8 protein-coding genes are annotated in these 12,714 nt (G+C 58.7%); 6 read left to right on the forward strand and 2 right to left on the reverse strand.

Translation table 11 applies throughout. The annotated features are described in order from the left end of the window. The first annotated feature begins 3 nt into the window (after positions 1-3). The 3 genes from ACMGGE_RS09980 to ACMGGE_RS09990 all read left to right on the forward strand — a co-directional run bounded on the left by ACMGGE_RS09980 (position 4) and on the right by ACMGGE_RS09990 (position 4,824). Positions 4-2,436: a formate C-acetyltransferase/glycerol dehydratase family glycyl radical enzyme gene (locus ACMGGE_RS09980; RefSeq protein WP_343665655.1), complete on the forward strand. Its 2,433-nt coding sequence runs from the start codon at positions 4-6 to the stop codon at positions 2,434-2,436. Positions 2,437-2,602: 166 nt separating this feature from the next. After that, complete coding sequence (locus tag ACMGGE_RS09985) at positions 2,603-3,418, forward strand: Cof-type HAD-IIB family hydrolase (RefSeq protein ID WP_343665654.1); 816 nt, start codon at positions 2,603-2,605, stop codon at positions 3,416-3,418. Between the two features lie 149 nt (positions 3,419-3,567). Further along, on the forward strand, positions 3,568-4,824 hold the full coding sequence (locus tag ACMGGE_RS09990; protein ID WP_262801940.1) for a DUF1479 domain-containing protein: 1,257 nt from the start codon (positions 3,568-3,570) through the stop codon (positions 4,822-4,824). On the opposite strand, the gene ACMGGE_RS09995 is transcribed toward ACMGGE_RS09990, so the two are convergent. After that, complete coding sequence (locus ACMGGE_RS09995; RefSeq protein WP_167212313.1) at positions 4,821-5,894, reverse strand: LacI family DNA-binding transcriptional regulator; 1,074 nt, start codon at positions 5,892-5,894, stop codon at positions 4,821-4,823. The two genes, ACMGGE_RS09990 and ACMGGE_RS09995, sit on opposite strands and share 4 nt — an antisense overlap. Before the next feature lie 288 nt (positions 5,895-6,182). On the opposite strand from ACMGGE_RS09995, the gene ACMGGE_RS10000 reads away from it, so the two are divergent. After that, positions 6,183-7,484: an MFS transporter gene (locus ACMGGE_RS10000; RefSeq protein ID WP_045909413.1), complete on the forward strand. Its 1,302-nt coding sequence runs from the start codon at positions 6,183-6,185 to the stop codon at positions 7,482-7,484. Between the two features lie 17 nt (positions 7,485-7,501). Beyond that, positions 7,502-9,865 carry a TIM-barrel domain-containing protein gene (locus ACMGGE_RS10005; protein ID WP_420293717.1) on the forward strand — a complete coding sequence of 788 codons (2,364 nt, stop codon included), beginning with the start codon at positions 7,502-7,504 and terminating at the stop codon, positions 9,863-9,865. An 83-nt stretch (positions 9,866-9,948) separates the two neighbouring features. Here the strand turns inward: ACMGGE_RS10005 and ACMGGE_RS10010 are convergent, their stop codons facing one another. After that, positions 9,949-11,544, reverse strand: coding sequence for an ABC-F family ATPase (locus tag ACMGGE_RS10010; RefSeq protein ID WP_420293718.1), 1,596 nt, complete (start codon positions 11,542-11,544; stop codon positions 9,949-9,951). A 222-nt stretch (positions 11,545-11,766) separates the two neighbouring features. Between ACMGGE_RS10010 and ldtB the strand changes: the two genes are divergently transcribed. Then, positions 11,767-12,687, forward strand: coding sequence for a L,D-transpeptidase (ldtB, locus tag ACMGGE_RS10015; protein ID WP_032649383.1), 921 nt, complete (start codon positions 11,767-11,769; stop codon positions 12,685-12,687). The last annotated feature ends 27 nt before the right edge of the window (positions 12,688-12,714 follow it).

Here is a 12,714-nt window from a genome sequence, read left to right on the forward strand (position 1 = left end):
CTTATGACAACCCTGAATCTCAATACCCTCAGCGAGCGCATTAAGGCCCACAAAACGGCGCTGGTGCATATCGTTAAGCCGCCGGTCTGTACCGAGCGCGCCCAGCATTACACCGAAATGTATCAGCAGCACATGGACAAGCCGATCCCGGTCCGTCGCGCCCTGGCGCTGGCGCATCACCTGGCCGAGCGTACCATCTGGATCAAACACGACGAGCTGATTATCGGTAACCAGGCCAGCGAAGTGCGCGCCGCGCCGATCTTCCCGGAATACACCGTTTCCTGGATTGAGAAAGAGATTGACGACCTGGCGGACCGCCCGGGCGCGGGCTTTGCGGTGAGCGAAGAGAACAAGCGCGTGCTGCATGAGATCTGCCCGTGGTGGCGCGGCCAGACGGTGCAGGACCGCTGCTACGGCATGTTCACCGACGAGCAGAAAGGCCTGCTGGAAACCGGCATCATCAAAGCCGAAGGTAACATGACCTCCGGCGACGCGCACCTGGCGGTGAACTTCCCCCTGGTGCTGGAGAAAGGTCTCGACGGCCTGCGCGCCAAAGTGGCCGAGCGCCGCTCGCGCATCAACCTGACGGTGCTGGAAGACCTGCACGGCGATCAGTTCCTGAAGGCAATTGATATCGTGCTGGAAGCGGTGAGCCTGCACATCAAACGCTTCGCCGATCTGGCGCGCGAGATGGCCTCCACCGAAACCCGCGAAAGCCGCCGACACGAGCTGCTGGCGATGGCAGAAAACTGCGACGTGATTGCTCACGAGCCGCCAAAAACCTTCTGGCAGGCGCTGCAGCTGTGCTACTTCATTCAGTTGATCCTGCAGATTGAGTCCAACGGCCACTCCGTCTCCTTCGCGCGTATGGACCAGTATCTCTATCCGTACTACCGCCGCGACGTGGAGCTGAACCAGAGCCTGGATCGCGAACACGCCATCGAGCTGCTGCACAGCTGCTGGCTGAAATTGCTTGAAGTGAATAAGATCCGCTCCGGTTCGCACTCCAAAGCCTCCGCCGGCAGCCCGCTGTACCAGAACGTCACCATCGGCGGCCAGAAGATGGTCAACGGTGAGCCGATGGACGCGGTGAACCCGCTCTCCTACGCGATTCTGGAATCCTGCGGCCGTCTGCGCTCCACCCAGCCGAACCTGAGCGTGCGTTATCACGCGGGTATGAGCAACGACTTCCTCGACGCCTGCGTGCAGGTGATCCGCTGCGGCTTCGGGATGCCTGCCTTTAACAACGACGAAATCGTGATCCCGGAATTCATCAAGCTCGGCGTTGAACGAGAAGACGCCTACGACTACGCGGCGATTGGCTGTATCGAAACCGCGGTGGGCGGCAAGTGGGGCTATCGCTGCACCGGCATGAGCTTTATCAACTTTGCCCGCGTGATGCTGGCCGCGCTGGAAGGTGGCCGCGATGCCACCAGCGGCAAGGTATTCCTGCCACAGGAGAAAGCGCTCTCTGCCGGTAACTTCGACAATTTCGACGAGGTGATGGCGGCCTGGGATAGCCAGATCCGCTACTACACCCGCAAATCCATCGAAATTGAGTACGTGGTGGACACCATGCTCGAGGAGAACGTCCACGATATTCTCTGCTCGGCGCTGGTGGACGACTGCATCGAGCGCGCGAAAAGCATCAAGCAGGGCGGCGCGAAGTATGACTGGGTCTCCGGCCTGCAGGTGGGGATCGCCAACCTCGGCAACAGCCTGGCGGCGGTGAAGAAGCTGGTGTTCGAACAGGGCGTCATCGGCCAACAGCAGCTGGCGGCGGCGCTGGCGGATGACTTCGACGGGCTGACCCACGAGCAGCTGCGTCAGCGCCTGATCAATGGCGCGCCTAAGTACGGTAACGACGACGACAGCGTGGATATGCTGCTGACCCGCGCCTATCAGACCTATATTGAAGAGCTGAAGCAATACCACAACCCGCGCTACGGCCGCGGCCCGATTGGCGGTAACTACTACGCGGGCACCTCCTCGATTTCCGCGAACGTGCCGTTTGGCGCGGCGACGATGGCGACACCGGACGGACGTAAGGCGCACACGCCGCTGGCGGAAGGGGCAAGCCCGGCTTCCGGTACCGACCACCTGGGTCCAACGGCGGTCATCGGTTCCGTGGGTAAACTCCCTACCGAGGCGATTCTCGGCGGCGTGCTGCTGAACCAGAAGCTGAACCCGTCAACGCTGGAAAACGACAGCGATCGCCAGAAGCTGATGGTGCTGCTGCGCACCTTCTTCGAGGTGCATAAGGGCTGGCATATTCAGTACAACATCGTCTCGCGCGACACGCTGCTGGAGGCGAAGAAACACCCTGACCAGTATCGTGACCTGGTGGTGCGCGTCGCAGGTTACTCGGCGTTCTTCACCGCCCTGTCGCCGGATGCGCAGGACGATATTATCGCCCGTACTGAGCATACGCTGTAAAAAAACGCCCGGTGGCGCTGCGCTTACCGGGCCTACAGAGTCTCCACGTAGGCCGGGTAAGGCGAAGCCGCCACCCGGTTTTCTGACTTTCATTCGAAATTAAATTTGTGCTCCCCGTCACCTTGTTATTAGAATGTTTCAAAACGCAGTGACCCAGGAGCACAGTATGACCGTTAAAGTTATCGTCACCGATATGGACGGAACTTTTCTTGATGATGCCAAGCAGTACGATCGTGACCGCTTCCAGGCACAGTTTGAACAGCTTAAAGCCCGCGACATTGAATTCGTTGTCGCCAGCGGCAACCAGTATTACCAGCTCATCTCCTTCTTTCCGGAACTGAAAGAGCAGATCTCCTTCGTGGCGGAAAACGGCGCGCTGGTGTTCGATCGCGGGGAGCAGATTTTTCACGGCGAGCTGACCCGCCATGAATCGCAGATCGTGATTGGCGAACTGCTGAAAGATAAAGGGCTGAACTTCGTGGCCTGCGGGCTGGAGAGCGCATACGTCAGCGATAAAGCCCCGGACGCGTTCGTGGCGCTGATGTCAAAGCATTACCACCGCTTAAAGCGCATCAGCGATTACCGCGACATTGACGACGTGCTGTTTAAGTTCTCCCTGAACCTGCCGGACAGCGATATCCCCAATCTGGTGGATAAGCTGCACGTCTCGCTGGACGGCATCATGAAGCCGGTCACCAGCGGCTTTGGCTTTGTGGATTTGATTATCCCCGGGCTGCACAAAGCTAACGGCATCAGCCGTCTGCTGAAGCGCTGGAAAATCTCCCCGCAGGAGTGCGCGGCCATTGGCGACAGCGGCAACGATGCCGAGATGCTGAAGCTGGTGAAATATTCCTTTGCAATGGGCAACGCGGCGGAAAGCATCAAAGAAATCAGCCGCTACAGCACTGACGACAACAACCATCAGGGCGCGCTGAACGTCATTCAGGCCGTGCTCGACAACCATTCCCCGTTCGACGCCTGATCCTTTCTTCGCCGGAGCCTGGCTCCGGCCTCTCACTCTTTTTCCGTCCTGTGGCGCACGTCAAGTTTTTAAACTTGCATTAACTTATTTTTAACTTAAAGTATCACTTGTAGACACTTTTACTTTCGAATGAAAGATGCGAGGCAGTTATGACCTTTACCAGTGAAACCTTGCCGGCGGATCACAAAGCGGCAATCCGTCAGTTGAAACGTGAGTTACGCGCGCAGATCGGCGACGTGCAGGCGGTGTTCAACAAGCTCAGCGATAGCATTGCCACCCGCGTGGCGGAAATTAACGCGCTTAAAAATAAAGGTGAATCCGTCTGGCCGGTGATCCCGTTTGCCGATGTAAAAAACGGCACGATTACCGACGCGCAGCGCGACGCCGTTAAACGCCGCGGCTGCGCGGTGATTAAAGGTCACTTCCCGCGCGAGCAGGCGCTGGCGTGGGATCAGTCGATGCTCGACTACCTCGATCTGAACAAGTTTGACGAGGTGTACAAAGGGCCAGGCGATAACTTCTTTGGCACCCTGACCGCTTCCCGTCCGGAGATTTACCCGATCTACTGGTCGCAGGCGCAAATGCAGGCGCGCCAGAGCGAAGAGATGGCGCAGGTACAGTCGTTCCTGAACCGTTTATGGACGTTCGAGAGCAACGGCAAGCAGTGGTTTGACCCGGACGTGAGCGTGATTTATCCGGATCGTATCCGCCGCCGTCCGCCGGGAACCACCTCGAAAGGGCTCGGCGCGCATACCGACTCCGGTGCGCTGGAGCGCTGGCTGCTGCCGGCTTACCAGCAGGTCTTTGCCCGCGTGTTTGACGGCAATGTCGACAAGTACGATCCGTGGAACGCCGCGCACCGTACCGAAGTGGAAGAGTATACCGTCGATAACACCACCAAATGCTCGGTGTTCCGCACATTCCAGGGCTGGACCGCGCTGTCGGACATGATCCCTGGCCAGGGGCTACTGCACGTGGTGCCGATCCCGGAAGCGATGGCGTACATTCTGCTGCGTCCGCTGCTGGACGACGTGCCGGAAGACGAGCTGTGCGGCGTGGCGCCGGGGCGCGTGCTGCCGATATCCGAGAAGTGGCACCCGCTGCTCATCGAGGCGCTGACCAGCATTCCGGCGCTCGAAGCGGGCGATTCGGTGTGGTGGCACTGCGATGTGATCCACTCCGTCGCGCCGGTGGACAATCAGCAGGGCTGGGGCAACGTGATGTATATCCCCGCCGCACCGATGTGCGAGAAAAACCTCGCCTACGCGAAGAAGGTCAAGGAAGCGCTGGAGACCGGCGCATCGCCGGGGGATTTCCCACGCGAAGATTATGAAAAGAGCTGGCAGGACCGATTTACCGTGAACGATCTCAACATCCATGGCAAGCGCGCGCTGGGCATGGTCTAACTGTCATACAGCCCTTCCCGCTCAACGGCGGTGCGTCGTTTTCCCTGACGTATCCGCCGTACCGATTCTCGCACGGTCAGCGTGCCGTTAAGCAGTAACGTCCCCACCGGCGCGTCCGGGCGCATGAGCCGCTGCTGGAGCATGTGTACCGCTTCCGTTCCCAGCTCGTCGCGGGGAACATGCACGGCCGTTAATGGAACGTCCTGAATCGCCGCCAGGTTAAACCCGTCAATGCTCATCACCGACACGTCCTGCGGCACGCGCAATCCGTGGTTTTGTAATGCGCTGATGGTCCCCGCCGCCATAAAATCGCCGCCGACCAGGAACGCGGTTGGCAAATCCTTGCCCTGCATTTCGCTGAGCCAACTGCTGACCAACTGTTCCGTTTCGCGCGCGCTGAAGCTCGGCACCACCAGCAGATCGCGCCTGTCGTTGAACGCCAGGTTGTGAGACTGCCACGCGTCGCGGATCCCTGACAGGCGCAGCTCCATGGTGTAGCGACGCAGGCACAGCACGTTCATCACCTCACGGTGTCCCATCTCGAACAGGTATTCCGCCGCCCGCTCGCCAATGGCGCGGTGATCCGGCGCAACGGCAGGCAGACGCATGTGCCGGTCGCGGCAGTTAATCAGCATGCAGGGCTTACCCACGTCCACCGCCAGATCGTGGATATGCGGGTCGTCAATACCGAGAAGAATGGCGGCCTGGGTGTCCGACTCGTTCATCCGCGCCAGAAACAGCTGGGCGTCGCTGTCGTTCTCTTCCAGCGCGCAGTAGCGCAGGCGCACATCGTGGGATGCCAGGCCTTTACTCACGCTCTGGATCACGCGGTAGTAAAAGATGTCGGACCGCTCGTCGAAGGCGCGCTGAGGAGCAAAAACCACCAGGCTATTGAGCAGCAACCGTCCCGCCGCCATGCCCTCCATCACGCCCAGCTCCCGCGCGCACGCCAGCACCTTTGCGCGCGCTTTTTCACTGGTATTCGCTTTCCCCGCCAGCACGCGTGACACGGTGCTGATCGAGAGCTGCGTGCGGGCAGCGATTTCGGTGATTTTTAGCCTTTTGTCCATTTTGTGATCTGGCTCCATTTGCGAAATGAAAAAATTTTCATAGCGTGTTTGTCAGGCAATAACTGATATCAATACCATCTTGCCAGAGTGTTTACGTCAGTTATGAGAAATTTTGCACAAAATAGACTATTGCCCGCTCATTTTCTCCCTTAAGGTGAACCTGTCACACAACTTCCATACTAGTTGTATACCAACTTAAGCAGTTTAAACGGATAGAAATCAAAGGCATAAAAATCTGTGTGACACCTGAACCTCCGTCCCCTTACCGTCCGTCTTGTGGAGAGTAAAATGAGTCAGGACATCAATAACACCGTTGCGACAAGCAAAACCCGTCGCGTCATCAAGAACCTGCGCTGGTACGTGCTGGTGCTGTTCTTACTTGGCGTCACCGTTAACTACATCACCCGAAACTCGCTCGGGATCCTCGCCCCGGAACTGAAAGAGAGCCTTGGGATCACCACCGAGCAATACTCCTGGATCGTCGGTGCGTTCCAGATTGCCTACACCATTTTCCAGCCCCTGTGCGGCTGGCTGATTGACGTGATCGGCCTGAAAATTGGCTTCATGGTCTGCGCCGGGATCTGGGCGCTAATGTGTATTTTCCACGCGGGCGCCGGAAGCTGGCTGCACCTGGCGATTCTGCGCTTCTTTATGGGAGCTTCCGAAGCCGCCGCTACCCCGGCGAACGCCAAAACCATCGGTGAATGGTTCCCGAAATCAGAGCGTCCCGTTGCTGCCGGCTGGGCGGGCGTGGGCTTCTCTATCGGCGCGATGCTGGCTCCGCCTATTATTTACTTCGCTCACGCCTCGTTCGGCTGGCAGGGGGCGTTCATGTTTACCGGCGTGCTGGCGCTGCTGTGGGTGATCCTGTGGTGGGCGTTCTACCATAACCCGGAGCAGCACCCGAACCTGAGCAAGGACGAGCTGGCGTTTATCAAGCAGGATAACGAACCGCCTGCCGTCAAACTGCCCTTCCTGACCGCGCTGAAAACCGTCTCGAAGAACAAACGCTTCTACGGTATCGCCATCCCGGCCTTTATGGCGGAACCGGCCTGGGCGGTGCTGAGCTTCTGGGTGCCGCTGTACCTTGCCAAAGAGCACGGCATGGATCTGAAGCAGATTGCGATGTTTGCCTGGCTGCCGTTCCTCGCCGCTGACCTCGGCAGCGTGGCGAGCGGTTACCTGACGCGTCTGTACACCCGCCTGTTCGGCTGCTCCCGCGTGAACTCTGTCGTCGCCAGCTCCGTGACGGGCGCGTTCCTGATGATCTCGCTGGCCATCGTGGCCATTACCCGCGACCCGTATATCACCATCGTGCTGATCTCCATCGGCGGCTTCGGGCACCAGATCATCTCCTGCATGCTGAGCGCCCTGGTCGTTGAGTCGTTCGACAAAGGCCAGATGGCGACAGTCAACGGCATGCGCGGCTCGGCGGCGTGGATCGCCAGCTTCCTGTTCTCGCTGTTAATCGGTGTGACCGCCGACAAAATCGGCTTTAACCCGCTCTTTATCGCCATGGGCTTCTTTGACCTGATTGGCGCTCTCTTCCTGGTAGCATTTATTGCTGAACGTCGCGCCAAGCGCGCCTGATAGTGGATGTATTGCATATGAAAACCCTGAAAAACTGGACCGTTGATACGCAGTCGGCAAACCATCTTGAACTGCTGGTCGATAACCAGCACCGCCTGTGCCTGTATGTACTGGAAGAGAACCTGTTCCGCGTGCTGATCAAACGCAAAGGCGAGCTGGCGCTGGACCGCACCTGGAGCATCGCCCCGGAACAAGACGTGCCGTGGGAAGGTCGCCGTCGTGACGATGTCAGCGGCTTCACCTGCCCGGCCTGGATCCTGACGCAGCAGGACGACACGTTAACCGTGGCAACCGAACAGCTGCGCGTCACCGTGCACCAGCCGCTGTGGCTGGAGTGGCACTACCGCAATGAGGCGGGCGAGTGGCAGCCGCTGGTCAACGACCGCCCCACCAGCGCCTACCTGCTGAACGCCCACGGCGACGGCGTGGCGCACTACCTCAGCCGTCGTAAAGACGAGCGTTTCTACGGCCTGGGTGAGAAAGCGGGCGATCTGCAGCGCAACGGTAAACGCTACGAGATGCGCAACCTCGACGCCATGGGCTACAACGCCGCCAGCACCGACCCGCTGTACAAGCACATTCCGTTCACCCTTACCCGCCGCGACGACGTGAGCTACGGCCTGTTCTACGACAACCTGAGCAGCTGCTGGCTGGATCTGGGTAACGAAATCGACAACTACCACACCGCCTATCGCCGCTGGCAGGCGGAAGCGGGCGATATCGACTACTACATCTTTACCGGCAGGCGAGTGCTGGACGTCACCAAAGCCTTTGTGCGCCTGACCGGGAAAACGCTGTTCGGACCGAAATGGAGCCTGGGCTACAGCGGCTCGACCATGCACTACACCGACGCGCCGGACGCGCAGAATCAGCTGATGAACTTCATCCGCCTGTGCGAAGAGCACGCCATTCCGTGCGACTCGTTCCAGCTTTCGTCTGGCTATACCTCCATCAACGGCAAGCGCTACGTCTTCAACTGGAACTATGACAAGGTGCCGCAGCCGAAGGTGATGAGCCAGGCATTCCACGACGCGGGATTGAAGTTGGCCGCAAACATCAAGCCGTGCCTGCTGCAAGATCATCCGCGCTACAGCGAAGTGGCGGAGAGCGGCCTGTTCATTCGCGATTCAGAAACCGATGCACCCGAACGCTCCAGCTTCTGGGATGACGAAGGCTCGCACCTCGACTTTACCAACCCGCAGACGGTGCAGTGGTGGCAGAACGGCGTCACCACGCAGCTGCTGGAGATGGGCATCGACTCCACCTGGAACGACAACAACGAGTACGAAGTGTGGGACGGGGAAGCCCGCTGCTTTGGCTTCGGCAAGGAGATCGCCATCAAGCATATTCGCCCGGTCATGCCGCTGCTGATGATGCGCGCCTCGCTGGAAGCGCAGCAGCGCTTTGCGCCGGAAAAACGCCCGTATCTGATCTCCCGCTCCGGCTGCGCCGGGATGCAGCGCTACGTTCAGACCTGGAGCGGTGACAACCGCACCAACTGGGACACGCTGCGCTATAACATCCGCATGGGGCTGGGCATGAGCCTGTCCGGGCTGTTCAACGTCGGCCATGACGTGGGCGGTTTCTCCGGCGACAAGCCGGATGCCGAGCTGTTCGTGCGCTGGGTGCAGAACGGCGTGATGCACCCGCGCTTTACCATTCACTCGTGGAACGATGACCACACGGTAAACGAGCCGTGGATGTATCCGGGCGTCACGCCTGCCATTCGCGGCGCGATTGAGCTGCGCTACCGCCTGCTGCCGTATCTCTATACCCTGCTCTGGCAGGCGCACGCCGACGACGAGCCGATGCTGCGCCCGACCTTCCTCGACCACGAGCACGATGCGCAGACCTTCGAAGAGTGCGACGACTTCCTGCTGGGCCGCGACCTGCTGGTCGCCAGCGTCGTCGAAGCCGGGCAGCGCGAGCGCCGGGTCTGGCTGCCGGATAACGAAACGGGCTGGTATGATTTTTACACCCACGCGTGGTATGCAGGCGGGCAATCCATCGTCCTCGATGCGCCGCTGGAAAAACTGCCGCTGCTGGTGCGCGCCGGAGCCGGTCTGCCGCTGAGCGAGCGCATCACGCATGTGAGTGCCGAAAAAGATACGACCCGCGAGCTGAAGCTGTTCCCGGTGAAAGGCGTCGGCAAGACCTCGGGGCTGCTGTTTGAAGACGACGGTGAAAGCTGGGGCTATCAGAACGGCAATGCGCTGTGGGTGGAATGGGAAATGGTGTGCGACGGCGCAACCATCAACCTGAAGGTGAACGCGCGTGGGGATTATCGTCCGGCGTGGAAGGCGCTGAAGGTGTCATTACCGGCGGGGGAAAAACGTACGCTGCGGGTGAACGGGGTTGAAAGGAGTGAGTGGGTGCTCTGAACATTGCCGGGTGGCGGCTTCGCCTTACCCGGCCTACAAAGACACCCGTAGGCCCGGTAAGCGAAGCGCCACCGGGCTTTTTATTAGCCGTCGATACCTTTGCTGCACAGGTAATCTTCGTAGTTACCGGTGAAGTCCACCACGCGCTCTGGCGTAATTTCGATCACGCGGGTCGCCAGCGAGCTGACGAACTCACGGTCATGAGAGACGAAGATCAGGGTGCCCTGATACATCTCCAGCGCCATGTTCAGGGATTCGATCGATTCCATGTCCAGGTGGTTAGTCGGTTCGTCCATCACCAGGATATTTGGTTTTTCCATCATCAGCTTGCCGAACAGCATGCGTCCCTTCTCACCACCGGAGAGCACTTTAGCTGGCTTTTTGATGTCGTCCTGGCTGAACAACAGACGACCCAGAATGCTGCGCACCGCCTGCTCGTCGTCGCCTTCCTGCTTCCACTGGCTCATCCAGTCAAAGACGGTCAGGTCATTTTCGAACTCATACTCATGGTCCTGCGCGTAGTAACCAATTTGCGCGTTTTCGGACCATTTCACGGTGCCGTTGTCCGGCTGCAGTTCGCCGACCAGGGTTTTCAGCATGGTAGACTTACCCACGCCGTTGGCGCCCAGAATGGCAATCTTCTCACCCACTTCCAGCAGCAGGTTGAAGTTTTTAAACAGCGGGCCTTCATCGAAGCCTTTGGTAAGGGCTTCCACTTCCAGCGCGTTACGGAACAGCTTCTTGTCCTGCTCGAAGCGGATGAACGGGTTCTGACGGCTGGAGGCTTTAACCTCTTCCAGCTTGATTTTATCAATCTGACGCGCACGCGAGGTTGCCTGACGCGATTTAGAGGCGTTAGCGCTGAAGCGGCTGACGAAGGACTGCAGGTCGGCAATCTGCGCTTTTTTCTTGGCGTTGTCCGCCAGCAGACGCTCGCGCGCCTGGGTGGCCGCCGTCATGTACTCGTCATAGTTGCCCGGATAGACGCGCAGCTCGCCGTAGTCCAGATCCGCCATGTGCGTACAGACCATGTTCAGGAAGTGACGGTCGTGCGAAATGATGATCATGGTGCTGTCGCGATCGTTAAGCGTCTGCTCCAGCCAGCGGATGGTGTCGATGTCCAGGTTGTTCGTCGGTTCGTCGAGCAGCAGGATGTCCGGATTAGAGAACAGCGCCTGAGCCAGCAGCACACGCAGCTTCCAGCCTGGCGCAACTTCGCTCATCGGGCCGTAATGCTGTTCAACCGGAATACCCACGCCCAGCAGCAGCTCGCCCGCGCGCGCTTCCGCAGAGTAACCGTCCATCTCGCCGTACTGCGTTTCCAGCTCGGCCACTTTATAGCCGTCTTCTTCGCTCATCTCGGCCAGCGCATAGATGCGATCGCGCTCCTGCTTCACTTCCCACAGCTCCGCGTGCCCCATGATCACGGTGTCGAGCACGGTGAACTCTTCGAAGGCGAACTGATCCTGACGCAGCTTACCGATGCGTTCGTTCGGATCGAGCGACACGTTGCCGAGGGTCGGCTCCAGATCGCCGCCGAGGATCTTCATAAAGGTGGATTTACCGCTACCGTTGGCACCAATCAGGCCGTAACGGTTGCCGCCGCCAAATTTGACGGAAATGTTTTCGAACAGCGGCTTACTGCCAAACTGCATAGTGACGTTGCTGGTAACTAACACGGGGAGATTCCTGCGAAAAGTGTGATAAACACGGCATTATGCCACAATTCCGAATTGAGATCCCGCGTTGCAACCATCCACTAAACTTTAACAAAATCGAAAAAAATGTGATTTCGTACACATCTGAATTCCCAGTGAGCGGGAATGCACATATAATGCGCTCCCATCACAGATTCAGACTTATCAACTCATCGCCAGAATGGCTTAGATACCTCGCACAACATGAACATGAAATTAACAGCGCTTTTTGCGGCGGCGTTAGCCGTAGTAGGTTTTTGTAAGACCGCGTCTGCGGTGACGTATCCCCTGCCGACCGACGGAAGCCGTCTGGTGGGGCAAAACCAGGTGGTGACGGTTCCTGAAGGTAACTCTCAGCCGCTGGAGTATTTCGCGGCGCAGTACCAGCTGGGTCTGTCTAACATGCTGGAAGCGAACCCGGGCGTTGACCCGTACCTGCCGAAAGCAGGTACCGTGCTGAATATCCCTCAGCAGCTGATCCTGCCGGATACCGTTCATGAAGGTATCGTAATTAACAGCGCCGAAATGCGTCTGTATTACTACCCGAAAGGCACCAACACCGTGATCGTGCTGCCAATCGGTATCGGCCAGCTGGGTAAAGACACCCCGCTGAACTGGACCACCAAAGTTGAACGTAAGAAAGCGGGCCCAACCTGGACGCCAACGGCTAAAATGCACGCGGAATACATCGCTGCGGGCGAACCGCTGCCAGCCGTTGTGCCAGCAGGCCCGGATAACCCGATGGGTCTGTATGCCCTGTACATTGGTCGTCTGTATGCGATTCACGGCACCAACGCCAACTTCGGTATCGGCCTGCGCGTGAGCCACGGCTGCGTGCGCCTGCGTAACGACGACATCAAGTTCCTGTTCGAAAACGTGCCGGTCGGTACGCGCGTGCAGTTCATCAACGAACCGGTGAAAGCGACGTCTGAGCCAGACGGCAGCCGCTACATCGAAGTGCACAACCCGCTGTCCACCAGCGAAGACCAGATCAACAACAACGAAGTCGTTCCTGTTACGCTGAACAGCGCGGTACAGGCGGTAACGTCTCAGCCAGACGTTGAAACGGCGATTGTTGACCAGGCCGTTCAGAACCGTTCCGGTATGCCGGTGCGTTTGAACTAATCACGTCACGCGCATTAAAAAAGCGGG

Source organism: Enterobacter sp. BNK-22 (genome assembly GCF_048684805.1).
Lineage (GTDB): Bacteria > Pseudomonadota > Gammaproteobacteria > Enterobacterales > Enterobacteriaceae > Enterobacter > Enterobacter quasiroggenkampii.